This is a genomic window from Daejeonella sp. (assembly GCF_030695525.1).
Lineage (GTDB): Bacteria > Bacteroidota > Bacteroidia > Sphingobacteriales > Sphingobacteriaceae > Daejeonella.
Window position 1 is genome coordinate 1 of sequence record NZ_JAUYSS010000041.1, and the last position, 25,144, is coordinate 25,144.

Annotated in this window: 19 protein-coding genes; 12 read left to right on the forward strand and 7 right to left on the reverse strand. The window is 40.0% G+C overall.

All coding sequences use genetic code 11. The annotated features are described in order from the left end of the window. The 7 genes from Q8S11_RS09045 to Q8S11_RS09075 form a co-directional block, all read left to right on the forward strand. Positions 1-198 (forward strand): hypothetical protein (locus Q8S11_RS09045; protein ID WP_305661767.1); only part of this gene is annotated, 198 nt, incomplete at its 5' end. 97 nt (positions 199-295) lie between these two features. Next, positions 296-1,150, forward strand: a complete 855-nt coding sequence (locus tag Q8S11_RS09050; protein ID WP_305661768.1) for a hypothetical protein — start codon at positions 296-298, stop codon at positions 1,148-1,150. A 152-nt stretch (positions 1,151-1,302) separates the two neighbouring features. Next, entirely contained in the window at positions 1,303-1,902 is a 600-nt protein-coding gene (locus Q8S11_RS09055) for a hypothetical protein (protein ID WP_305661769.1), read from the forward strand. A 344-nt stretch (positions 1,903-2,246) separates the two neighbouring features. After that, positions 2,247-2,477 carry a hypothetical protein gene (locus Q8S11_RS09060; protein ID WP_305661770.1) on the forward strand — a complete coding sequence of 77 codons (231 nt, stop codon included), beginning with the start codon at positions 2,247-2,249 and terminating at the stop codon, positions 2,475-2,477. A gap of 16 nt (positions 2,478-2,493) precedes the next feature. Beyond that, positions 2,494-3,369: a competence protein CoiA gene (locus tag Q8S11_RS09065; RefSeq protein WP_305661771.1), complete on the forward strand. Its 876-nt coding sequence runs from the start codon at positions 2,494-2,496 to the stop codon at positions 3,367-3,369. A 559-nt stretch (positions 3,370-3,928) separates the two neighbouring features. After that, positions 3,929-5,038, forward strand: a complete 1,110-nt coding sequence (locus Q8S11_RS09070) for a TIGR02391 family protein (RefSeq protein ID WP_305661772.1) — start codon at positions 3,929-3,931, stop codon at positions 5,036-5,038. A 270-nt stretch (positions 5,039-5,308) separates the two neighbouring features. Further along, a complete protein-coding gene (locus tag Q8S11_RS09075) occupies positions 5,309-5,767 on the forward strand; it encodes a RadC family protein (RefSeq protein ID WP_305661773.1) in 459 nt (152 codons plus the stop codon). A 350-nt stretch (positions 5,768-6,117) separates the two neighbouring features. On the opposite strand, the gene Q8S11_RS09080 is transcribed toward Q8S11_RS09075, so the two are convergent. Next, positions 6,118-6,654 (reverse strand): histidine phosphatase family protein, encoded by a 537-nt coding sequence (locus tag Q8S11_RS09080; RefSeq protein WP_305661774.1) that lies wholly within the window; start codon positions 6,652-6,654, stop codon positions 6,118-6,120. Positions 6,655-6,867: 213 nt separating this feature from the next. Next, positions 6,868-7,203 (reverse strand): hypothetical protein, encoded by a 336-nt coding sequence (locus tag Q8S11_RS09085; protein ID WP_305661775.1) that lies wholly within the window; start codon positions 7,201-7,203, stop codon positions 6,868-6,870. A gap of 388 nt (positions 7,204-7,591) precedes the next feature. Between Q8S11_RS09085 and Q8S11_RS09090 the strand changes: the two genes are divergently transcribed. The 3 genes from Q8S11_RS09090 to Q8S11_RS09100 all read left to right on the forward strand — a co-directional run bounded on the left by Q8S11_RS09090 (position 7,592) and on the right by Q8S11_RS09100 (position 13,934). Then, on the forward strand, positions 7,592-8,782 hold the full coding sequence (locus Q8S11_RS09090) for an ROK family protein (RefSeq protein ID WP_305661776.1): 1,191 nt from the start codon (positions 7,592-7,594) through the stop codon (positions 8,780-8,782). Positions 8,783-8,901: 119 nt separating this feature from the next. Then, positions 8,902-12,012, forward strand: coding sequence for a SusC/RagA family TonB-linked outer membrane protein (locus tag Q8S11_RS09095; protein ID WP_305661777.1), 3,111 nt, complete (start codon positions 8,902-8,904; stop codon positions 12,010-12,012). A 17-nt stretch (positions 12,013-12,029) separates the two neighbouring features. Continuing rightward, the gene (locus tag Q8S11_RS09100) at positions 12,030-13,934 is read left to right on the forward strand and encodes a SusD/RagB family nutrient-binding outer membrane lipoprotein (protein WP_305661778.1); all 1,905 of its coding nucleotides are present in this window, start codon (positions 12,030-12,032) and stop codon (positions 13,932-13,934) included. A 100-nt stretch (positions 13,935-14,034) separates the two neighbouring features. Here the strand turns inward: Q8S11_RS09100 and Q8S11_RS09105 are convergent, their stop codons facing one another. The 3 genes from Q8S11_RS09105 to Q8S11_RS09115 all read right to left on the reverse strand — a co-directional run bounded on the left by Q8S11_RS09105 (position 14,035) and on the right by Q8S11_RS09115 (position 18,429). Continuing rightward, positions 14,035-14,709: a DUF6266 family protein gene (locus Q8S11_RS09105; protein ID WP_305661779.1), complete on the reverse strand. Its 675-nt coding sequence runs from the start codon at positions 14,707-14,709 to the stop codon at positions 14,035-14,037. Between the two features lie 254 nt (positions 14,710-14,963). Continuing rightward, positions 14,964-15,995, reverse strand: coding sequence for a patatin-like phospholipase family protein (locus Q8S11_RS09110; protein WP_305661780.1), 1,032 nt, complete (start codon positions 15,993-15,995; stop codon positions 14,964-14,966). A gap of 427 nt (positions 15,996-16,422) precedes the next feature. Next, entirely contained in the window at positions 16,423-18,429 is a 2,007-nt protein-coding gene (locus tag Q8S11_RS09115; RefSeq protein WP_305661781.1) for a hypothetical protein, read from the reverse strand. Between the two features lie 310 nt (positions 18,430-18,739). Between Q8S11_RS09115 and Q8S11_RS09120 the strand changes: the two genes are divergently transcribed. Beyond that, on the forward strand, positions 18,740-19,147 hold the full coding sequence (locus tag Q8S11_RS09120) for a GxxExxY protein (protein ID WP_305661782.1): 408 nt from the start codon (positions 18,740-18,742) through the stop codon (positions 19,145-19,147). A 54-nt stretch (positions 19,148-19,201) separates the two neighbouring features. On the opposite strand, the gene Q8S11_RS09125 is transcribed toward Q8S11_RS09120, so the two are convergent. Together Q8S11_RS09125 and Q8S11_RS09130 are read right to left on the reverse strand one after the other, a co-directional pair. After that, positions 19,202-21,274: a S9 family peptidase gene (locus Q8S11_RS09125; protein WP_305661783.1), complete on the reverse strand. Its 2,073-nt coding sequence runs from the start codon at positions 21,272-21,274 to the stop codon at positions 19,202-19,204. A gap of 313 nt (positions 21,275-21,587) precedes the next feature. Further along, the gene (locus Q8S11_RS09130; RefSeq protein WP_305661784.1) at positions 21,588-22,463 is read right to left on the reverse strand and encodes an AraC family transcriptional regulator; all 876 of its coding nucleotides are present in this window, start codon (positions 22,461-22,463) and stop codon (positions 21,588-21,590) included. 130 nt (positions 22,464-22,593) lie between these two features. On the opposite strand from Q8S11_RS09130, the gene ppsA reads away from it, so the two are divergent. Next, entirely contained in the window at positions 22,594-25,068 is a 2,475-nt protein-coding gene (ppsA, locus tag Q8S11_RS09135; protein ID WP_305661785.1) for a phosphoenolpyruvate synthase, read from the forward strand. Positions 25,069-25,144: the final 76 nt, after the last annotated feature.

Genomic DNA, 25,144 nt, shown 5'->3' on the forward strand with positions numbered 1-25,144 from the left:
CGCTTACTTCAGTGCTTGGGTCACCCCAAACCACCTTGCGACTTGCTAATGCTTCCGGACGTTACTCCAGTGCATAAGGGACTTGCACCCTCTGGGGATTCTTTTCTAAAAGAACTATATTTACCATTCAAGGCACACACAGCAGGTTTAAAAAATTGCGGGCGAAGAGCTTTCACTTCCTTCATCACTTTTTATTAAATTTTATTGCAGGATAACAAAGTTTCTGCATATAAAACCGCAAATTCTCAAACCTGCAAAACGTTAGCTGATATGTCACAGACATCGAATTAACCTTATGCTAGATAGACTAAAAGAGTTTCAAAAATTATTAGTAACAAAAAATGCAGGTCGAAATCTGAAGATTTGGTTGGCACTTACTATTGTAAGTATCCTTGTTTATTTAATTAAGCCATTATTTGCTCTGAATGAAAATCAAATTCTTTACCTTTTCTCATCTGCATCTCAAGTCATCGCTGCGATATTTGGACTGATAATTACTGGTTATATTTTTCTAAGAAATGAGCTTGACAGAAGGGCTGACAAAGATGAAACACTTGAGGAAGTGGTCTTGCTACTAAAGTCTGAATATTTCGGTTCAATCATCGGAATAAGCATAACGACATTCGTTTCAATCGCTCTTTGCTTTCTAGTTATTGTTGCTGAAACTACTCAGCTTTCAACGCTTCTTTCTCTTCTGATAAACATCTCTGTTTCAACAATATTGACTACACTAATTATAATCATCTCATTTGTAATTACAATATTAAATCCTAACAGTATTGAAGTAGCAAGCAATAAGCTAAGAGAAAATACAACTCAGGATAAAGAGAATGAGAGTGGAAGTCTTGAAGAGTTCCTCAAAAACTTCAACCAAATTGACTATATACTTGAAAAGTATGGAACAACGCTTTTATATACAGATGTAAATGATTATGAAAGTGCAAGAAGAAAACGAGTTGCAAAGACAAAACTTGTTTACATTTTATATAATGAAGGTAAAATTGACAATGATTTGAAAAATAACTTAATAGAGCTAATCTCTCTTCGTAACAGTTTAGTTCACGGTACAGACTTATTTGTTTCGACAAGAGATGTTCTATTATCCGAAGAACTATTATCAAGGTTAAAAAACACACTTGGGATAAGATAGACAACACAACAGCTAACACGGGTTTTGCCTCAGGCGGGGTGAAGTGCAAACCTTTAACTTAGTACATCTAATAAACATTAGTATTATATTAAAATTTTGTGCTCCGAAACCCGCCCGAACGCAAAGCCCGAAACCGTTAGTGGCAAGTTATTATGACAAGACTATATAGACCAATAATCATTGCAGTTATAGCGACAATAATCGTTGTATGTGGACACCTATTAAATTATTCGTGCGGACTTAAACCTATAATTCTGAATATTATTCAAGGTGCGTATGCCTCGACATTGGTGGTGCTAATATTTGAGTTTATCCAGGAATACAGACTTTTCAAGCGATTAAATCTTTTGACTGGAGACTGGGAAGAATTTGGCATCCAAGACAGGTTCTCAGATGGGCCGATAGCTAACGGCAAAATAATTTATAATGGTGGTAATTCATTGACTATTGAGCTGGCACATGACAATCGAAAATGGACTGGCGAAATCATAGTTAACAAGGACTATCCTCATTCTGGGACAATTTCTTGGGCATACGTTCCAGACTCAGGACAAGATCATGAATTTGGCTTAAAAGAAATAATTATTCCCACTGAACGAAACAAAACGGACGGCAAATATCTTTTCCTCTATATTCTTCCAGTAAATCATTCCATGAATTTAATGGGTGAACTTAGAGAGGACAAGAAGATTGTTTTAAGCAGTTCGGATTATGGAAAAGTTGTGTGGCGGAAGGAAAAAACCAGCCATTAACACAGGTTTTGCGTTAGTGGGCTGCAATGCAAATAGTAACATTTACGAATTAATAAACTTTGGTGATGGCGAACAGTTTTCGATTTCAACAGCCCCCCAACGCAAACTCCTAAACCGGTAATGGCAAGAAGTGGCGTTAAAAACAATAACCCTCCAGAAGGACGTAAAACGATTAGAATGAAAAAATATCTTAGCATTATTTTGATTGCGTTTTTGACAATCAGTCTTACTAGTTGTGCAACATATGCAACCATGAGTACAAATACATGGTTAGAATATGAATTACCGCCTTCTAGGATAGTCAAAAGTGGAGAAATTTTTTTTGAAGGAAAGCTATGTGATCTATGATTTCTGTATTTGCTGATGAAAAAATTGATGCTGATGCAAGATATTATCATGTTATTTTGTGGCAAGATTTTGGTTGGAAATTACAAGACAATAAAACATGGACTTCTCCACAAGGTGCTCGTGAAAGAAAACTTGGTCATATCTACATTAACCCTAGTCGACAGGTAGCAGTTTATTATTATCCAGATAGAGAATATTCTGTTTTTAAAGCAACTATCATGAAATAGGTAATTTTTAAAATGTATGCATTTTGCTTTAATAAATAATAATCGAACAGAGGCCCAACCACTACTTAAAGGATTGTGTACTTGTTGTTCGAAGCCCGTTATTGCCAAATGTGGCACACGAAAAATTTGGCATTGGGCACATAAAAGCAAAACAGCTTGTGATAATTGGTGGGAACCGGAAACAGAATGGCACCGAACTTGGAAAAACAATTACCCAGCCGATTGGCATGAAATATCCTTACTTGATGAAAGAACGGGCAAAAAACATGTTGCTGATATTCGTACAGTTCATGGTCTCGTTATAGAGTTTCAACATTCGCATATTGACCTTCAAGAACGAACCTCACGAGAACAGTTTTATAAAAAAATGGTTTGGATGGTAAACGGCACACGCCTAAAAAGAGATTATCCTCGTTTTCTTAAAGGCAAAAAAAACTGTTTTGAAAATCCAATTTTTTACAATACAGAAAATCCAAAAATATTTAGAGTTGACCTTATAGATTGGTGTTTCCCGTCTGCTTGGCTTGAAAGTTCTGTACCTGTTATCTTTGATTTTCGAGGAGACGGTTCAAAGGACGATTCCGAAGGCATGCGAAATACTCTTTACTGTTTATTCCCGCAAGTTGGAAGATATGCGAGAGTTGCGGAGATTTCACGCAAAGCTTTCATAAATGCAACCACAAATGGAGAATGGACTTTCAGAGTTCAAGAATTTATAAATGACTTTAGAAAAGAAGACGAAATAGAACAAAATATACAACAACAAACAATTTCTTGCACATCAAATAAAGTAATATATACATGGAGAGGAATTCCACTCTTTGGTGGCTACAAAGAATACCGAAAACGCCTTTCAGCATCGTACAAATCTATTCGTAAAGGTAAACGATAACACATTGTTATACAAAGTTGAAATGATACTCAAAAATTTACCATATTAAAAAAAATGCCCGGCATTACTATTGTATATGCAATAGGTGGTCCGTCAAACTGTCTAAAAGCCCTTTCGGATTTAATCACTTATTTTAAATTCATCTGATCCAGATCGACTGTAGACAAAACCAAATAAGGGGTTATATACACACATATTTCATATTTTGTTACGATGCTTATCAATCTAAATAGTGTGGGAGATTTTTCACACAGTATATAATAAGTGCAGTTTTAGTCAGAAATCTCCCTCCCAAAATCAGGATTTTAATAACACCAAAAGAATCAGATTTTTAGTAATATTGAGTTATGACCATTCAATCATACCTCGACACTTTAAATCTTCGTTATAAAACCGGTATAAGCAGGGAACACTTGTAATCTAAACATCTATAATAAGCCTATTGTGAAGGAGATTTTCTTACACCATATATAAATTATACATTTAATAGAAAATCTCCTAACTTACTCTTAACATGTTTTGCAGGGTTAGGAGTCTGATATAAATTGATGTAGCAACTATGAGTGATTTAAAAGATTTAATTGAGGAACGGTTGTGGAATTTTATAAAGCGAAATTATAATTCAGAAAACTATACAAACGCAGTACTAGACTCAATTCAATTTGTTGGGGACGTTATTCGAGAAAAATCTGGATTAGATGGTGACGGAAATACTTTAGTCGGTGCAGCTTTTGGCGGAGAAAATCCCAGGATAAAACTAAATAAACTCAAAACTGAAACGGAAAAGAATATTCAAAAAGGTATAGAAAGCATACTGCGAGGAATATATTCTGCATATCGTAATCCCAGGTCCCATTCTAAAACGGATGATTCTGAAAGGGATGCCTTTGAAATCATCATATTCTTGAACCATTTATTGAAAGTAATAGATAAATCAACTGGACGCTTCACAGTTGATCTTTTTCTCAAACGAGTTTTTGACGAGGACTTCGTTCAGAGCAAAAAGTACTCCGACCTGCTCATAAAAGATGTACCCTCTAATAAGTACTTTGAAATAACAGTTGAGATTTTCAGAGCAAAGGAATCTGGAAAAATTCATAATCTGAAATTTATTTGGGAAGGTTTGATGGAAAAGTTATCTGAGAACGATAAAAAAGAAATCACAAGCCTTGCTTCAGAAGAGTTACGATTTACAGATTCACTAAGTAAAGTTGTAAGATGCATTGCTCTTTTTAAAGATACCTGGGAAGAGTTAGACGAGGACGCCAGACTTCGATCCGAAAACAAATTAATTAAGTGCATAGGTAGGGGTGAGAAAAGCGTTACTGGCAATCTTAATCAAGATGCTGTTTACGCCACGTGGCTTCCGCAGATCTTAAAGAAATCCTTATTAAAATCAGAAATCGCAGACGCTATATACGATGCTATTGAATCGAAAGATTTAGACAAGCAAAGACTTGTTTTAGATACTTTTGGACATTATTTTGATGAGTTAGAACCTTTAGCATTCTTGGAGTCATTTGATCATTTATTTGAAGTTGAGCTAAAAAATGGCAATGGAGTGATATACGATTTCATAACCAGACGAGGCTCGAAGGAACGAAAGATAAAGTTCAAAGAACTTATGGACAGTTTTGTAGATCCATCAGAGGATAATTTACCATTTTAAACTATCAAAACAGCTTTCACTTAAACTAATCTTCTCCAGCATCGTCACAATCACTACCTGCCATTGAAAACATAATGTAGCATATTTTACGAAGCCAAGACTTCAACTATTTTATTATTAATAATCTCCACAAATTTATCTTTCAATCTCCACACATTCAATGAGCTTGGCATAAACCCACAATTCCGCGCACAAGTCCATTTATTCCACTCCTCCTTTATTTAGTGGAGATAGAAAGCATGACTGAGTTCCATAATTAATTCAAATATTATGGAAACTAAACAAAATTTAAAAGTAGCTGAAGTACAAGTAAGCTACAAAACAATGGTTAAAGCGAGTGATCGACCTAAAATCAGCTCTTCTATTGAAACATTCCAGGTACTGCAGAGTAATTGGAACTTTGAGATAATCGAGTTCATAGAAGAGTTTAAAATCATTCTCTTGAATCGGGCACATCGGGTGTTAGGGATTGTACCTATCTCTGTTGGTGGTACATCAGGGACGATAGCAGATCCAAAGGTGATATTCGTTTCAGCACTCAAATGCAATGCAGCATCAGTGATTTTAGTCCATAATCATCCCAGTGGCAACCTCAATCCTAGCCAGGCAGATATAGAGCTTACAAAGAAATTGAAAGCAGCAGGACAATTCCTCGACCTTCCAATACTTGATCATATAATCCTGACAAGAGATGCCTATTTTAGTTTTGCAGATGAAGGGTTGATGTGACTATTGAATCAATCTAAATGCGTCAACTTCTACAATTAAAAATATTTATAAACCTGCACAAAAGGCTTAAATAGACAATGCGGAGGTAGCTCAGATGTTTATGAGCAGATTCATAACCCTGAGGTCAGCTCCCGACAAGTATCGGGATCGATCCTGCTCCCCGCTACATAAAAAGCTACCGAAAGGTGGCTTTTTATATGGATTGAATTTTATAACCCTGAGGTTGGCTCCCGATTGCTATTGGGACCGATCCTGCTCCCCGCTACTTAGAAAGGCCACCTTTCGGTGGCTTTTTTTATTTAACGGCACCGACTGAAGCTCTCGCCAGCAAGAATACTCCTTCGTTCACATTACTTAGGTAGGGTGGCCCGAGGCAATTTTCCGTATTGCGACGTGAGTAACTGTATGGAATTACCTTGAACCCTCACAGTGAATACATAATCATAACGATCCTCACTCAATGCCGGCATAGGGCGTTTGATCCCGAAGGCCTCAACAAGTTCCAGGACAGTATTCGAATGTGCAACGATCACTACCGATCCTCCCTTATGTTGCCGGAGCACCGATGCCGCCAAAGACGCAGGATCAGCCGGGTCATACATTTGAACAGTGACACCGTGCCCATAAGCCGTAGGTTCTGCGGTTTGCCTGCTACGTTTGAACGGAGTAGAATAAACGGCAAGTATCCGTTGCGGTAAGAGCAAAGTGGCCAGATCTTTTGCCCGGTCCTGCCCGTCAAGCGACAGCGCCGGATCGGGATCAGAAGGATTCTTCAGATCTTTCTCTGCGTGACGCACGATCCACACAGTGGTCTGGGCCTGTGTGCCGAAGGCCGTTAACGCCACTATAACCAACAGGCAGAACATGAAAACTCGACGTTTGTTCATAGATTGGGATTTATACAGCAAATTAAGAAAAAAACAAGATCGGAAAAATACTAACCTAATGTCGAATCTGGATAAGCGGAAAAATTTCCCGATTCGCCCTGCGCAAGAATTCAAACTACGAACGCTAATGCACGCAAATGATCCACAAAATAGTTCGGGATTTGTCCAGTGCGGGCTACCTGGAAAGCTAGCTTCGGGTGGCTTTTTTTAATATTAAAATATTGGTCGCACAGGATTCATACCCGGAGCGGAGGGCTTTCTCACAGTATCCATCACATCAGCGTAACCCGCCACTTCCTGCTCGTCGCGTGTCGAAAAAGATTTAATCTCCAGCTTGGATAAAAGCTGTTCAACTTCCCTGTCGGAAAGTTTGCTGCCTTCAATTCTTGTGGATGAACCAATACTCTCTATCGTCGCAACCCGCCTCAATGCGGATAATCTTTCAGGTGCGAGTGTGCCCAGCGCACGCCATGCACCTTTAAATTCGTCAATTTCACTGACGAGATTCAGTAAGTCGGATGTGATATTTAAGTGACTAATATTTAACATTAAATCCCAATTACACCCAAATATACACCCAATTACACCCAATTACAAGAGTCAGCCAAACTATAATATCTCTTGTGCTTCCCTCTTTTGACAAAGTAAAAACTCCCAGCCTTTTCAAAAGCACGGATACTTATTTAGACATTACTCAGCCGGTCTTTTGATCTCGATAAGACTATAGATCTAACATACCTAAATATCTAAAGCAAGAAAAAACTGCTAAAGCCATTTCGGCATAAAAAACCTCTTCATTCTTCTAAAAATACCCGCTTAAACAAAATTTATATCGCTTTTTATAGGCTCAGTACCCTTAAACCAACTTTATAAAATATTTATAAAGATTTGTTTTCTTTTAATTTATTTTATTAAGTTTGTTTAAGCAGAATCCAATATGTCAGTAAAAATTGAAAATAATCAGAGGCTGAGAGCAGATATAATTAAATATCTCTATTACAAAAAGACACTTTCTTTACCCGATTTGAGTAAGCTTACTCAGCGGAGTTTACCCTTAGTGACTACTACCGTAAATTCATTGATTGCTGATAAATACATTAAAAAAAAGGGTTTAGCCCCTTCAACAGGCGGACGCCGACCCTTAATGTTTTTAATTAATCCGGCAAAGCATAAATACATTGTTGCTGTGGCTATGGATCAGCTTATCACCCGACTGGTGATTTTCAATCTGGCCAATGAGATTGTATTGCCGCTTCAGTTGCTCGATTTGAATATTAATGAGGATAAACAGGCTGTTATTAAACTCATCACTTTTATAAATTCATGTATTCAAAAATCTGGTCTCGATAGAAAATCTTTAATGGGTGTCGGTATTGGGATGCCCGGGCTTGTAAATGCCGAACAAGGGATTAATAATTCTCATTTGCCTACACCTGATGGTTCTAATTTAGGTACCTACCTGATAGAAGCATTATCCCTGCCAGTTTTTATAGATAACGATTCCAGTTTAATCACCTTAGCTGAGCTTCATTTTGGAAAGGCCGAAGGGATGCAGGATGCCCTGGTAGTGAATGTTGGATGGGGAACAGGTTTGGGAATAATCCTGAAGGGGAGTTTATATAGGGGCAGTTCGGGCTATGCCGGAGAATTTAGTCATATACCGCTTTCTAAAACCAATAATTTATGTTCATGTGGTAAAAGAGGTTGCCTGGAAGTAGATACTTCCCTATGGGTAATGGTTGAAAAAGCAAAAGCAGCATTGGAAGAGGGTGCCGAATCGAGTATGAAGAAGCTTTTCAAGGATAAATCAAAACACGTCGGCGAACATTTTTTAGATGCAGTTATTCAACAAGACCCATTGGCGATATCAATTCTGTCTGCCGGCTGCTTTCAACTGGGAAAAGGCTTGTCCACTTTAATTCATATTCTCAATCCGGAGTGCATTGTACTCAGTGGGCGGGGAGCAAGAGCGGGCAAGATGTTACTTCCCGCAATACAACAAGCCATTAATGAATTTTGTATACCCCGAATTTCAGACCAAACAAGTATTGAATTATCAACTTTGGCAGATAACGCGGAGCTATTAGCTGCTGCAAGTTTGGTCGTAGAAAACAGCCAGTTTGAATAAAATTCCAGCAAAAAATTTAAACTAACCACTATACTGATTTAAAACTCTCAAAAAAAACCAACTACTAACCAAAAACAAACCAAAAACCAAAAACCAAAAACAAACTAAAAAACAAAACTATGAAAAACAACTACTTAAAGTGCTTAAGTGTACTAATGCTCATCTTGTTGAGCATTAGTGCATTTGCACAAAAAACCATTACCGGAACAGTAATGGAAAATTCAGCACCGGTGCCCGGTGTTAGTGTTACTGTAAAAGGCACAACAAGAGCAACCCAGACGGATGCCGCAGGAAAATTTTCAATTTCAGCCAGCCCAACTGATATTCTTGTATTTACCATGATTGGCTCAGCCAGACAGGAGATCACAGTGGGAGACCGCCAAACCATTGACGTGACCCTCACTGCGGATGAAAGTGAACTGGGTGAAGTAGTTATTACTGCCCTCGGCATAAAACGGGAGAAAAAATCTCTGGGTTATGGGGTGCAGGAAGTTAAAGGAGAGACTTTAGTTTCGGCTAAGGAACCTAATTTGGCTAATACTCTTATAGGAAAAGTCGCCGGACTACAAGTTATCAGGTCTAGTGACGGACCAGCCGGATCATCAAAAATATTACTTCGCGGAAGTAATTCACTTACAGGAAGCAACCAGCCTTTAATAGTTGTTGACGGTGTGCCAATTGATAACTTCACCGGTGCACCGGATAATGGTTATTGGAACAGATCCTTAGATATGGGTAACGGAATAGCTGATATTAACCCCGACGATATCGAGACACTTTCTGTGTTAAAAGGCCCTTCTGCTGCCGCATTATATGGTTCCAGAGCGGGAAACGGGGTAATTTTGATTACTACCAAATCTGGCCGTGCACAAGACGGACTAGGGATAGCCGTATCGAGCACGTATGGTATGTCAAATATTTTCACAAATCCAGAGCTTCAAAACTCATTTGGCCAGGGTAATACGGGTGTTTATAACGCTAGCTCAACAGCCAGTTGGGGGCCCAAAGCTGAGGGTCAGATGGTAACCAATTGGAATGGTCAGCAGGTTGGTCTATCTACTTACGATAATGTGGATAATTATATGCAACAGGGTACCAATATCAGCAATAGCATTTCCTTTCAGCAGATGTTTAAAGGCGCCTCTGTTTATACTTCATATAACCGTTTGGAAGATGAAGGCATAGTACCCGGCACCAAGCTTTTGCGTAATAACCTTACTGCAAGATCCATCAGTAAATTTGGTACAGATGAGCGCTGGGTAACGGATACCAAAATTCAGTATAGCAATACCAAAGCTAATAACAGGCCAATTGGTGGCAGGGATGGCAGTAATGCCTATACCCTTTATATGTTGCCCCGCTCGATGAATATTACTGAGTTCAGGAATGCAACAAATAATGCAGGCAATATGTTATGGTTCGATGGTGCAGGAAGCCAGGTTAACCCTTATTGGAGCAACCGATATAATTTAAATGAAGACTCGAGAGACCGGTTTATTGTGAATGGTTCAGTGAAATATAATTTCAACAGCTGGTTAAATGCAGAGGTTAAGGGTGGAGCCGATTTATATACAACGAATACTCAATCCAATGTATATGCGGGGAGCCCAATTGCAGCTACAGGGCGTTATGGTATGGGAAAACAAACTTTTTCGGAAACCAACTTTAGCACAATGATCTCAGCCAGAAAAGATAATCTTGTTGGCAAATTCGGCGGTATGCTTTCAGTAGGAGGTAACTTAATGCAATCGAATTTTACTTCTTTAAGTTCGAGTGTTGGTTTACTAGTTGTGCCGAACCTCTTTTCACTCAATAATGGCGTAAGTCCTGCAGGTGTTAGTGAAGGCATTTCAAGACGAAGAATTAATTCCGTTTACAGCAGTGCCCAAATTAGTTATGATGATTATCTTTTCCTGGATGCGACTTTCAGAAACGATTGGTCGTCGACCTTAAGCCCTGAAAACCGTTCTTTTTTCTATCCTTCAGTTAGCTTATCGTATGTATTCTCTGATATGTTAACTACAATGGGTACCCAACTGCCAAATTGGTTCAGTTTCGGGAAGCTAAGAGCATCCTATGCTCAGGTTGGTAATGACCTTGCCCCATATCAATTGTACAATACTTATAACATCGGCAAAGATCCTAATGGCAACACAACTGCAGGAAGAAACAGTGTATTGTTAGATCCAAATGTACGCAGTGAACTGATCAAATCACTTGAACTTGGAACTGAAATGAGATTTTTGCAAGGCCGTATTGGATTAGACTTATCTTATTATAAAACAAATGCTACCCGCCAATTGATTGATTTACCTATGGATGCTTTGAGTGGTTATACAGCCAGGAAAGTAAATGCAGGTGATATCCAGAACACCGGGTTTGAGTTGGTAATTGACGGCAAGGTATTTGGCAAACCAGGTGGTTTGAATTGGAATACCTCATTTAACTACTCCCGTAACAACAACACTGTAGAAGAACTTTCAGCAGGTGTTACCAGATACAACCTTGGTGGTTTCGATGATGTGGCCGTTTTAGCTGTAGTTGGCCAGAAGTATGGCGAAATTTATGGCACAAGGTACTCGAGAGTAAAAGATCAGGCTAGTCCGTTTTTTGGTCAAATCCTGTTAAATGCAAATGGGGTACCAACACGCGATCCGGAGATTGTAAGGCTTGGTAACCAGCAAGCGAAGGCTTTGATTGGTTTCACCAATAACTTTGAATATAAGGGTGTTGGTCTTTCATTTATGGTTGACGCCAGAATTGGTGGTGAAATATTCTCTGCTACGCACGTTGCCCTGCAATCAAGCGGTACCGGAAAAGTGACTGCCCCGAATGGTTTGAGAGAGAGTTTTGTCGCGCAAGGGGTTGTAAGCAATGGCAGTGGCGGCTATACTGTTAACACCAGATCTGTAACTCCACAGGAATACTGGTTAGCAGTTGCAACCGCTAATAATTTAGGGATAACAGAAGCGAATATGTATGATGCAAGTAATGTGCGTCTGAGAAATGTTCAGTTAAGTTATGCGATTCCTCGTAAGCTTTTGGCTAATGGACCGGTCAAGAATGCCAAATTTGGGGTTTCAGCCAACAATGTGTGGTTAATTAAAAGCCACATGAATGGTATCGACCCTGAATCGGTTTATGCAACAAACAGCAATGCAACAGGTTTCGAAAATGCAGGTTTACCAACCATGCGTACTTTCTTAATTAACCTGGCATTAGGATTTTAACATTTAAAAATAAGGTGATGAAAAATAGATATAAAGGAATGGGCTTGCTGATTACGGTATTAGTGATGGCAACCTCATGTAAAAAGTTCGACGAAATTAATACCAACCCACTGGCGGCAAGTGCTGATCAGGTACAGGTAGATTATTTTATCAATAACAGTATCATATCGACGCAAATGGATCCACACATAGCGGAACGCGTTTTTATATTATACTGGAAGACAGCTGGCCACCAGCAACTGGGTGGAGGTATTTCAAGCGGAGGATATAACGATGGATGGTCGTCAGATTATTATAACGGTTACATGTCGAGCTGGTTAAATGCAGCTAACTCAGCTATACAAGTTGGGAATGATCAAATCGAAAAGGGTACAAGTAAGTTGTATACAAAAAACTTAATACAGGTTGCAAGGATATGGCGTGCATATTTGATGAGTGAGCTATCTGATAATTTTGGGCCTATTCCCATCAATAGCTTTCAGGGTAAAAATCCAGAATTCGCAAGTGTGAAAGATGTTTATTATCATTTACTTGATGAGTTAAAAGACGCCAGCTCAAAATTAGATATGGCTGTTGTTAATCCGGATATTGTTAAGAAACAAGACCCTGCTTTTCAATATGATTATAATAAATGGAGAAGATATGCAAACTCGCTGCGCTTAAGATTAGCCATGCGCTTATCAGAGGTCGATGCTGCTAAAGCTAAAGCTGCTTTTGAAGAAGCTGCAAGTGGAGAATTGCTTCTAAGCTCTGATCAGGCTTTTAAAGTTGCAGAACGTGGTGGATGGGATGCATTAACCGGCGTGATGAGCAGAGAGTGGAATGCTCAGATCATGAGTGCATCTTATCGTAATTTAACTATGAATTTGGGCGGTATTCCAACTACAAACCAGGTAGGTACAGCTCTACAGTCCTCAGTAAAGCCGGATAATTATATAGGACTACGCCTTCAGGATCATTTTACAATGAAGACCAACGATCCTTTTGCTGGGTATTGGTTAGATGGATTGCCAAACAAAATAGATCCAAGGGCCTTCAAAGCTTATATTATCCCTGGTGATGTAACTAATCCAAATTTTAATAGTTATCCATCCTGGGATAACACTGCAAAAACGACAACGAACACCTTAACGAATGGAACAGCCGTCGTAAAAACTATTGACGCGAAATATACCTGGAATGCGTTTACAAGTGGCGACTGGGGAGTTCCAGGGTCCAGAAATAACGTGAGAGCTTTTAATGGCACTATGCCACGTACCTCGAACGAATTCAGGACAAGTGCAAGTACAAGAATATTCTTTGCTAACTGGGAGACTTATTTTCTTTTGGCTGAAGGCGCAGTGAGAGGCTGGGCCACACCGATGTCGGCAAAGGCTGCCTATGAGGCGGGGGTAAAAGCCAATCTGGATCACTGGGGTGTTGGTGCCCAAAGTACAGCATATCTGGCTTCCACATCCTATAACAACTATGGCACTTCAGTAAGCTGGGATCATGTAGTTGAGCCACCGGCAACGCATACAATGAGTTATAAAGATGGTTATACAGATGTTGATGGTACGGTTCAGATTAAATACCCTGATAATACCATCTATAAAGCCGGTGCGGTAAAGAATGATCTGTTAACTAAAATCATTACGCAGAAATTCATCGCCCAAACACCATGGTTACCTTTAGAAACATGGAGTGATCACCGCAGACTTGGGCTTCCGTTTTTTGTGAACCCTGCTGTTGAAAATCCATTGGTTAACCTGCCAAATTTAACCTCAGGCAACTTTATGACCAGCAGTGTGAAAAATTTCCCTCAGCGATTGAGATATCCTTCAGGTTTAAAAGACAGTAATGCTGGCGGTTATAGCCAGGCTGTAGGCTTTTTAGGGGGCGAAGATGCCGTACTTACTCCACTATGGTGGGCTAAGAAATAGTAATCTATCCTAATGAAAAAAGGTCGCTGAAATTAGTTTCAGCGACCTTTTTTTTGAGCAGAAATTTTAAACTGGATTTGTAAAAGACCTCTCTATCCCTTTAAGCTCCCTCCTCAGAATTTCCGTGCACAATACCCAGATACTCACTATCCGATATATTCTCCCGATCATCTGAAACAAATGCGATCCAGGCATGCCATTCTTCTTCAGACAACACTGCCTGATGTTTCAAAACCTCACGGCAGTCTGATCTTCTGGCACCACTTGACAGACCATCCATCCTTGCGTATTTAATATTATAAATGAGCAGCATCACCTGATCATCTTTCCTTGACTGAATGGCTCTGGAGTAAGGCGGATTCAGCGAATGGTCGCTCCAGGTAAATATGAATTCTCCATCCTGATAAAAAACTGCCGCATCTTCAGCACCCGGCAAAAAACCTGAAGCCACTTTCGTTTTGGAATAGTCCAATAGCCCGTTTTCATCGAAGGCGTGGAGCAAATGATAAGAATTCGCAGAATTGTATGGGGTATTACCCCGCTGTTTCGCTTCCAGATTAAAACCGATGCGGATGAAACCGGAAATGGGCTTCAGAAACTGCTGCACCTGAATAAAGCGATTGCGATGCACATTCTGCAGTGCTGATCCTTTCTTATTTTTCGTGGAAAGTCGCGGAAGTCCTCTGATGACCCACTTACCCATACGATAATATCCGACAACACTTCCGGCCTTTCCGCTGAAGCCGCTATTGGGTCCGCCTGATAATATTGCCATATTCCCTGTTAATGCTTAATATAAATTTAATTATTCCTTATATCTCATGCAAAACATTATTTAATCATCTATCAGACATCTATTGGTCGTCTCCAATTGTCATAGGTACGACCAATATACGTCTAAGATACGACCAGCATACGTCTAATATGGAAAATTGACACATCAAGAAGAACCCTTAAAGGGACTACAGGCCCAATTAACACCGCGCTTATTAAACTAAAAGCTGGGATAGTTAAAAAAGAAAGCTTGAATCAAACCACTTGAATGCTCCCTGATTCTTTAAGCTTAATTAAATTATCAACCAAAACATCGATTAACTTAGTTCTTTGGCTAATCATTCGGTCGGCTAATGCAATTATTTTTTTTATATTTTTCGGACTTGCAGCATCCATTTCTTCCTCTATACTCTGTAAATCCAAAGGTTCTAACCTGACATAATGTTCTGATAAACCCAGAAAATTAAATATCTGCTTCATATAAAAGTGGCTTGTTTCTGTTGCCCCACTCATAATCATATCTAACAAAGCAGGAACCACAAATAGTGCCTTCGTATTTCGCAATTCATCACTATCATAAGATTTTTTTGAGCTCCCTGTTCCTAAAGACATGATGTATATATCTTTCAGGATCAATTCTTTAGGATCTTTTTTAATTTCAACAAAAGCACTTAAAGATGGATTAGTTGCAAAAATCCCGCCATCTAACAGCGGATATCTTACTCCGGCAAGCGAGTAAATCTCGGCAACACTAAAAAATGTCGGAGCAGCTGAAGTTGCCCGGCAAACATCTCTCACATAAAAATCTCGGTTGATTCCACGTTCTTTGGCAACTTTTTGCCTGAATAAATGGGCTTTTCTCAGCTCGATATTGTAAGCGGTTATTATACATGGTTTAATGAGTTCGCTCAATTTTACATCCTCAAAATAGTTTAGTAAAATATTTTCTAAAACCTCACCATCATATCTTTCTTTAACCCAACCAAACCGGGCAAAAAAACTCTTCAATCCCTTAATTTCAAATATTTCCGAACCGTGCTTAATGTATAAATCTAAAGCTTCACGAGCGGAGTAACGCGGGTAATTGGGCTTATCTTTTGATGGGCAAAGTAATAAGCAGGTTAAAATCCCACCTGTACTAGTTCCTGCAAAAAGATCAAAATAATCAGCTATAAACGCTTTAGGGTTACCTGTTCTTTGCTTTAGGCGTTCCTCAAGTTCGACCAATACCATTCCGGGGATAATCCCTTTTATACCACCGCCATCAATAGATAAAATAGTCTTCATTGATACAATTCTTTGGATAAAAATGAAACTAATAAAATATTTTCACTAGCAGAAAAATTCAAAAACTTTGTGCGAGCATGCAGGCATAATTTCTACCATTTATCATACCTATTACCAAATTTCAATTTTATCATCCGGTACGCTTCCAGGTTACTGTTGGATTTCATAAAACCCTCCGGACATAGTTTTTCCTTCAATCACACATTGAAATTTAACTATACCGTTAATCAGCTGTTGAAAGGCAAGTAACCCTAAATTAAAGCAAAATTGTCATCTTATTTATTTAAGACAACTACTATTTAATTTCATGAATTTTTTATTGAGCATGCCGGAGCAGTCAAGCCATTAGTTGAAAATAGACAATTTTTAAGCTAAGAACAGCAGGGTTGTCATCTAACCATAAACGAGCAACATGTAAATTATCTGTTCATCGCCAGAACTCCTGATCCTGTTTAAGGCCACGCACTCCATAGATCACTGCAGGACTTCCGACTTCCAGTGCCCCCAAATCCGGTGCTTTTCGGCTGAAGTTATCATTTATGTTTGGAATAATTACACCAGCATCTACCGCCTTCCCATTAGGATTAAGTTTAAAATTAAGATCTACTGCATAATAAACAGGACTGGGCTTATCTGATTTAGCTGCCTGAATCGGTTTATGAAGATTTTCAAAAACATCATAATCAACTGTTATTCCATGAGCTTCAAGACCACTGGCACTGCTAAGACTCTGTAATGTCTTAAATCCTTGCCGCTCGCCTTTGGGTGACAACCATACATATTGATTTTCAGGACTTTCAGTGCCTCGATTTGGCCGATAACCATTATAATCTGCTACAGAATAGGAAGTGGTATAAGGGAAAGCAGCAACAATTGTTGGCCCATCTGCGCCAAGAAACAAATTATTACGGTAGTTGGAATTTGGGTGTCCGCCTCCGGCATTGTTCTCTGTGATAAAGGTATTATGGTAGGCAATAAGACCCGGTACCCCTCCATGAATTTTAAGCGCTCCTCCCTGTCCGACATTATAGAGTACATTCCTAATGTAATAAGCTGGGCCTCCAAATACAGGCTGTGCACTAATTCCACTCTCTGCAGCATTGATTCCCCGATTCCGCATAATGCGAATATTGTGCACACCACCATCTGCTTCAATAAAGTCATCGACCATCAGGTGCAAATCATTATTATAAATATCGATCGAAACTGCTTTTAAGTCCTGCTCCTTTTCAGGTGTCCCGTAAGTTGATACACCGATTGCATCATGGAAGAAGGCAATGGAATTATTGGCAATTACATGCCCGGGGCCATATACCATGATCCCATAGTAAGAATCCAATAGATGCGTTCCATATGGAATCAAACCTTCACGGTGAGCGGCCCAACCGTACATCCTGTAGCGATCATCGCGGCCAATCATGACATTATCCTGAATAAGAAAGTTCTTTGAACCGGCATATTCTGTCCGGATACCCTCACCAACATCCTCGAAACGACAATTCCGTATGGTCAGGTTGCTTGCACCCGCCAAATGTTTACGACCCGCATCAAAAACTCTTCCTACATTCCTGAAAGTAAGCCCCTGAAAAATATGATGATCGGTTGCCATTACATTAAACAGGTTAGCGGCTCCCGCTCCATCAAAGATAACTTCTCCATCCCCTGCTGCCTCAATTACAATTGGGCGCTCCGCAGTCCCTTTTGCGGTGAAAAAATAAGTCCCATCGAATGGAATATTATTCCAGTCAGGATAATTAAGAAGAACTCCCTGATAGAGTCCGCCATGTATTTTAATAATATCTCCGGGTTGAACCTTATCTTCACTTACCACATACCAATCACCCTTAGTTTCTTTTGAACCGTTATAAGCTGACACCAAACCCGGATAATTCGGCTCTAATTTCTCGCCGGTATAATATTGGGAATATACATGTCTTACTCTTCCTCCGCTCGCCGCCTTAGGCTCAGCACGTGTAGAAACCTTAACTACCTTAACTGCTTCCCCTTCAACCCCGTCAGGGTCTTCTAAAGTAAAGCGGGCCTCATAACTGGTATTGGACTTAAGATCCAAAATACTTCCTGCAAACATGTGGGGAGTGGTGTAATCGATTCCCGCTCTTGAAATATGTTCGCCTCCAATTCTAAGCAGAGGCATTCCCTGTTTCCATTCCTTAGCCGATGCTGCGATCCGGTACTCGACTTTTACCGTGGCATTACGGTTTGCATCACCATTAATGTACCATTCGAAACCTAAATTTTCGAGGGTTGGTGGTTCAGTGATAAGCTCACTTGCTTGTACTTTATTCTGGGCTTGTGAAAGTTGTGGAAGAAAAAGGAAGATGATAAAAATTACTCCTATTAAGCTGTGTAATAAATTAACATTAAGGAGGGTTATTCTTCTCAAGCATTCCCTTTGAAAATAATATTCTTGCATTTTATGTGATTTTATATTGTAATCTATTGCTTTATTTGGTCATTTACAAGCGATTTATTCAATATCGATGCACTGATCTCTTAAAATACTTATAGGTAGAACGACTTATTTTCAGATCCTGAACAAATCGAGTTCCTTAAAAATTTGAAAGAACCATATTTACCATTTAATAGTTGGTATGCTACATGTGCTCGTTTGAAAAGGCATATTCGCCAATTTCGCTTAATGCTTGTTTAATTTTAGTCAAAAATGTCTGAATCACAGATTAAACGGAGATCACAGATTAAGCGGATTAATGGATTAAAGGATTATGGAAGAGTTGAAATATCGGGATATCACAGAAAAAATAATTGGAGCTTCATTCGAGGTACACAAATTTTTAGGTAATGGCTTTCAGGAAGTCATTTACCAAAGGGCTTTAGCTCATGAATTGAATCAAGTCAGACTTGATTTTGTAAGAGAACTTGAACAGTCTATCTTCTACAAAGAATTAAAAGAGCCAATAGGCACAAGAAGGGCTGATTTTGTGGTAGAAGGAAAAATTTTGGTTGAACTAAAGGCTGTTATAAAATTAGAGGATGTACACATGGCACAAGCCCTCAATTATTTAAAAGCATATAAACTCGAAATTGGCTTACTCATTAATTTCGGCTCCAAAAGCTTAGAATTCAAACGTCTAATACTTTCACAAAAATCCGCGCAATCTCTTAATCCCTAAAATCTGCGATCCAGAACCTTTCTGTGCAATCCATCAATCCGTCTAATCCGCGATTCAGACTCCCCCCGCACCTACCGCCCCAATCTGCAGCAGTTTTTTAGAAGCCAGCTCACGGTAACAATCCGGAAGATCAAAATGTTTTAATACTCCAGGCACCAGGGTTGATAAAGGCCAGTTGAATTCAGCATTTTCAGCAATATCTGCATAGCTTGTCAATGCATGCTTAAGGGTTACTTGTGTAACCTTATCTGAAAGCACTGCCGCAAATGTTGCAGGAATAGCCCCCCATCCTTTTCCGACTACATGAATCTCTTCATGCCCGCATGATCTCAGCCAGTCGATGATCCGCAACAGATCGTATGTTTTTTGCCCGGTATAGGTGGAGTTCAGCATGATACTATGTGCCGAATAGAAATAATCATTGCCATATGCACCAAAGAAATCATCCGCACATGTATTGGGTTTCGAGTCCCCTACGCCACGTACATCACAGGCATAAATTGCTGATCCAGGTTCGGCATTGATCAGCTCTTTGATCAATGCTTCTTTTCTCAATTCCTCATCTGCCGAAAGATGGGATACATACAATATCGCCCGATTCACTCCTGCCGGCGGTCGTGAATATAATTCAGTATCCGACAAGCGGTAAACAGGAATGGTAATTCCGGCTTCTGTTTCAACAGCATAACATGCCGAGAATTTTTTAGGAAACTGCCTTCCGGGAAGAGGCCTTAAAATACGGTACTCCGGAATACCGGAAATCTGTGGCAACTTAAGAACGGTTCTGATCTTCTTCTTCAGATCCTCCCCGGCAGGTAATCCCCTTTGGGATTTAAAATTTTGAGAATACTCCCGGGTATAATTAGTCAGGGTGCGGGGATTACTTTCACCAACCTGTCCATTTGGTGTACAGGATAACAGATCAATTTCTTCAAGACTTAGCTCAGGTTCTGATTTTGCATCCGAAATTTTCGTCACTTTATTGAACCATGAATACATTGCCTCACGGTTATGTTTCGAAAAACCATGATACTCCGGCCCTGCAAAAAACTGAATGTTCTGCTCTGCACCCAGCAACTTGTAGATTTTTTTTAGCTCCTTAACCGCATGATCGGTACCACGGACATCAAAAAAATCTTTTTCCTGACCCAGTAAAATGACCGGCTTTGGAGCCATGGCTGCAATAAAATCGAGATGGTCGAGCCCAAGGCTTATTGCCCCCGGAGGACATTGCTCAATATCAGCCGGAAGTTCATTCTTCAGATTGGTCTCAAATCCCACTACAAAACAGCTTGGAGCTGCCATTGTCAGACGTGATTCAACCCCGCAAAACCAGGTAGCCTGGGTTCCACCGCCCGAATTTCCGGTCACGCCAATATGTTTGGGATCAACTTCAGGCCTGCTCAGCAGATAATCCACACAACGAATACAATCCCAGGTAAACCAGGAACTTAAGTGTTCGCCATTCAGCAGCATTTGCTTACCGGTATAATTATGTTCAGGAACCCCAATTCCATGGAGTGGTTTTAAATCTTTACTCAGCATTTGTACCCGCTCTCCCTGTCCGATAGGGTCGAAGATCAACACAATATATCCCTGCCGGGCAAGTCCCTGGGCAAATGATTGGTAGATCGGAGTGGCTTTCGCCGGATCACCATGCCCGCAGGTACCAATCACAGCAGGTAATAGGCGGTTTTTGCCCTTTGGAAGATAGAGATTAGCTGTAACCGGAAAACCGGGGCGGCTGTCGAAAATTACTTTCTCAATTTTATAGCTATCACGCTCAATTGTTCCTGTTATGCGTGCATTCAAAGGAGTCTTCTCTGGCCATGGACCAAAACATTGGGCAATTTTCGCACGAACATCCTTTACATATGCCTCAGCATCCTGTTTAGTCTTTAGGGAGGCACGGCGTTTTCGGGATTTTGCCAGAGATTCTCCAACGCGATCTAAGAAATAATCCTGCATCATCCGCGGAAATCGATTATAAGCCTGAAGCTCAGCCGCCTGTGCGGCTTCGGCTGCAGATTGGGGGTCTGAAGCAATTGCAGGCACAATACCCAGCCCTGTCAAACCAATTCCGGCTATCCCGGCCATTTTCAGAAAATCTCTGCGCTTGTTGTTCATCTGTTAAGTTTTTGTTTTTTCATTCGACAGGCATGTGATTTATATAATCCAATGCAGCACGATATGCGGAAATGAATTTACTAGTTTGATATTTAATTTTAACACCAAATTGAATTTTGCTGTTTTATTTATTATCAGGAATCGCCGCTACTATTCTCCCCTCTCCTCCGGAGAGGGGTTGGGGGTGAGGCCCCAAATTGCCGGACAATTAGAACAGATTGCCCTAATCAATCTACTCTTACGATTACGATTCTCCACTTCTCACCTGAGAGATATGAAGATGATGCCTTGTATAGATCCCAGGTTTAATATTCTACCTATGCGGCATTTTCATTGCCCGAACCTGTGCCCTGTATTGAAAAGGGGTTTTATCGGTAATCAGTTTAAAATGCCTGTTAAAATTGGAGACATTCATAAAACCACTTTCATAGGCAATAACAGCCATACTGTAGGTCGATTCGGAAAGCAGTTTACAGGCATGGCTCACCCGGATCTCAAGCAGAAAAGAGGAATACCGCTTTTTGGTTCTGGATTTGAAATAACGGCAAAAAGAATTCGGGCTCATATGAACGATATTGGCAATTTCCTTTAATGTGATCTGCCTCAGAAAATTATTCATCGTATAATTATAAATTCTGTTCAAACGGTCATCATCCGATTTATTGAAGGTATTCTTAAACATGGATTGCGATAATGGCTCTTTCTCCCTTGAAGAAGCAATCAGATGCAACAACTGAATTAATAATATCACCTTCTCTGTATTCCTCGCGTACCTTATGGAGTGTAGAATTCGCTTTGCAGAGAGCAGGGTTTCACCAGTAATTTCTAAACCGTGACCCGCCTGCTGCAATAATTCAGCAATTGCTGAATTTTCGGGCAGATTTAGGAAAGAGCTCAGAATATCCGGCAGAAAATGAACCACTATAGCCTCTGTATCAGGATTTTCTTTACTCAGGTCGCCCTGAGTCCGCAGCATATGTGGCAGATTAGAACCAATCAGCAGCAATTCATCTTCCTTAAAATTATCGATCCGGTCACCAATGAAACGCGTACCCGAGCCTTTAATGAAATAAATGATCTCAATCTCCCTGTGATAATGCCATTGCTTATAGAAATTCCATCCAATCTCCAGTTTAACGCTGAAAGATTCCTGACTGCTTAGAGGTATTGCGAGTAGATGCGGATCCATTAATACTAAAATAGCATATTAAATATCAATTTTACTAAAATTTGGTTAAGATAGTATCAATAATTGCTAATTATACACTAAGTATGATGAAAGATTCAGTATAGATTTGCTGACATAATTCAATAATCATATGAAATCATTAAGTCTGATCCTCAATTTAAACGAGGTAGGAATGCAGGATCTTGAAATTGTTGGCGGTAAAAACGCCTCTCTGGGTGAAATGATCCAAAACCTTACAAAACTGGGTGTAGCCATACCCGGGGGCTTTATTATTACTGTTAAAGCCTACCGGGAATTTATCAGTTACAATAAACTCGATCAGATAATTCCGGAGATTATTGCAGAGATGGAAGAGGGCAACATAGAATCGCTCGGTCTAACAGGAAAAAAAATCAGGACTCTCATTGAAAATGGTTCCTTCCCTATTGAATTATCCCAGGAGATTGCTCAGGCTTATCAGGCACTTTCTGATCATTACGGACAATTTAATGTCGATGTTGCTGTACGTTCTTCTGCTACAGCCGAAGATCTGCCGGATGCTTCATTTGCTGGTCAGCAGGAAACTTATCTCAATATTTGTGGTCAGTCGGCATTACTTGTTGCGATCCGAAATTGCTTTGCTTCACTCTTCACTGACCGGGCCCTGAGCTACCGCGAAAACCTGAACTTCGATCATTTTCAGATTGGACTTTCTGTTTGTATCCAGAAAATGGTACGCTCCGATCTGGCGGCTTCAGGTGTCGCATTTTCGCTGGATACCGAAAGCGGGTTCAGGGAGGCCATAATCATCAATGCATCCTATGGACTGGGGGAGTTAATTGTTCAGGGAGCTGTCTCTCCTGATGAATTCATTGTATTCAAGCCGGCCTTGAAAAATGGATTCCATGCTTTGATTGAAAAAAAACTGGGTAATAAAAACAGAAAAATGGTATATGGTAAATCGAAGGAGGAACGTGTAAAAACCATTGCAGTAGAACAAGCAGCACAGGATCTCTTCTGCATAAGCGACGAGATGGCTCTTCAACTCTCAAAATGGATTCTCTTAATTGAGGATCATTACTCAGCAAAAAAGGGCGGATGGTGCCCAATGGATATAGAATGGGCTATTGATGGAATTAGCGGAGAGTTGTTTATTGTTCAGGCCAGGCCTGAAACTGTACACTCCCGCAAGAAAACAGGAATGATTACTGAATACAGCATTTCAGACAAGTACCGCGAAGAAAAGGTAATTCTGAAAGGAATTGCTGTTGGTGATAAAATAGCAGGAGGTAAGGTTCATATTCTTAATAATCTGAAGGCAGGGGAAATTCATCTTGCCGATTTTCAAAAGGGCGATATCCTGGTAACTGACATGACTGACCCTGACTGGGAACCGATCATGAAACATGCTGCAGCCATCATTACAAATAAAGGAGGACGGACATGTCATGCAGCTATTGTCGCCCGCGAAATGGGGGTACCGGCAATAGTTGGCTGTGGTAATGCAACTGCTATTCTGCAAAACGGTCAGATAGTTACAGCATCATGTGCCGAAGGTGATGCCGGCATCGTTTACGAAGGACTAATTCCCTTTAAAAAACAGGAATTCGATTTATCAGAACTCCCCGAAACAATTACTCCGATTATGCTCAATGTTGCTTCACCGGATACGGCCTTCCATTATTCACATTTCCCCAACAAAGGAGTTGGCCTTGCAAGGGAAGAGTTCATTATCAATAATTATATTAATGTGCATCCAATGGCCTTATTGAAACATAAGCATTTGCATGACCCTGAATTAAGCAGCAAAATCCAATCCATGATTAGGGGATTCAAGGATGAGGAAGCTTATTTTGTTGACAAACTCTCCTTTGGCATTGCCCGTATCGGGGCGGCATTTTATCCTAATAAGGTCATTGTGCGATTCTCCGACTTTAAAAGCAACGAATACATGAACCTCCTGGGTGGAAAATATTTTGAACCGCACGAAGAAAATCCTATGATCGGCTGGCGGGGTGCATCCAGGTATTATTCGGCAGAATATAAAGAGGCATTCGGACTTGAATGTAAAGCAATCAACAAAGTGAGGGAAAGTATGGGACTGGATAATATTATTGTAATGATCCCATTCTGCAGAACACCAAAAGAATTATTACAGGTCTATGAAGTAATGGAAGAATATGGATTAAAAAGAGGGGAAAATGGCCTTGAAGTTTATCTGATGGCAGAACTGCCTTCCAATATAATTCTGGCAGAACAATTTGCAAAGCATATCGATGGATTTTCAATCGGCTCAAATGATCTGACACAACTTGTACTCGGACTTGACAGGGATTCTTCACTGGTTGCCCATTTATATGATGAAAGAAACGAAGCAGTAAAATCTATGATAAGTTCAGTGATACAGACTGCAAAAAGAATGGGTGTCAAAGTTGGAATTTGCGGACAAGGCCCTTCGGACTTTCCTGATTTTGCAAAATTCCTGGTTGAAGAAGGTATTGACACCATCTCGGTTACACCAGATTCATTCTTCAAAACTGTGCAGGCCATTTATGAAATTGAAAATAAGCTCTCAATGGAGAATGAACTGCCCACTTTAAAAGATCGCTTGTTAAGTGTAGTTTAGTATAAGGCAAAAACAATCATAAACATTATCAGTGTATTTTACCAGGCAGGGCTATTTATGCGGGCTCCATAAAATA

Coding starts and splice junctions, on each gene's coding strand:
- Q8S11_RS09055 (WP_305661769.1), top strand. CDS start 1,303: ATGACAAGACTATATAGACCAATAATCATTGCAGTTATAGCGACAATA.
- Q8S11_RS09075 (WP_305661773.1), top strand. CDS start 5,309: ATGGAAACTAAACAAAATTTAAAAGTAGCTGAAGTACAAGTAAGCTAC.
- Q8S11_RS09050 (WP_305661768.1), top strand. CDS start 296: ATGCTAGATAGACTAAAAGAGTTTCAAAAATTATTAGTAACAAAAAAT.
- Q8S11_RS09090 (WP_305661776.1), top strand. CDS start 7,592: ATGTCAGTAAAAATTGAAAATAATCAGAGGCTGAGAGCAGATATAATT.
- ppsA (WP_305661785.1), top strand. CDS start 22,594: ATGAAATCATTAAGTCTGATCCTCAATTTAAACGAGGTAGGAATGCAG.
- Q8S11_RS09115 (WP_305661781.1), bottom strand. CDS start 18,429: ATGCAAGAATATTATTTTCAAAGGGAATGCTTGAGAAGAATAACCCTC.
- Q8S11_RS09095 (WP_305661777.1), top strand. CDS start 8,902: ATGAAAAACAACTACTTAAAGTGCTTAAGTGTACTAATGCTCATCTTG.
- Q8S11_RS09065 (WP_305661771.1), top strand. CDS start 2,494: ATGCATTTTGCTTTAATAAATAATAATCGAACAGAGGCCCAACCACTA.
- Q8S11_RS09120 (WP_305661782.1), top strand. CDS start 18,740: ATGGAAGAGTTGAAATATCGGGATATCACAGAAAAAATAATTGGAGCT.
- Q8S11_RS09110 (WP_305661780.1), bottom strand. CDS start 15,995: ATGAAGACTATTTTATCTATTGATGGCGGTGGTATAAAAGGGATTATC.
- Q8S11_RS09130 (WP_305661784.1), bottom strand. CDS start 22,463: ATGGATCCGCATCTACTCGCAATACCTCTAAGCAGTCAGGAATCTTTC.
- Q8S11_RS09125 (WP_305661783.1), bottom strand. CDS start 21,274: ATGAACAACAAGCGCAGAGATTTTCTGAAAATGGCCGGGATAGCCGGA.
- Q8S11_RS09105 (WP_305661779.1), bottom strand. CDS start 14,709: ATGGCAATATTATCAGGCGGACCCAATAGCGGCTTCAGCGGAAAGGCC.
- Q8S11_RS09085 (WP_305661775.1), bottom strand. CDS start 7,203: ATGTTAAATATTAGTCACTTAAATATCACATCCGACTTACTGAATCTC.
- Q8S11_RS09080 (WP_305661774.1), bottom strand. CDS start 6,654: ATGAACAAACGTCGAGTTTTCATGTTCTGCCTGTTGGTTATAGTGGCG.
- Q8S11_RS09070 (WP_305661772.1), top strand. CDS start 3,929: ATGAGTGATTTAAAAGATTTAATTGAGGAACGGTTGTGGAATTTTATA.
- Q8S11_RS09100 (WP_305661778.1), top strand. CDS start 12,030: ATGAAAAATAGATATAAAGGAATGGGCTTGCTGATTACGGTATTAGTG.
- Q8S11_RS09060 (WP_305661770.1), top strand. CDS start 2,247: ATGATTTCTGTATTTGCTGATGAAAAAATTGATGCTGATGCAAGATAT.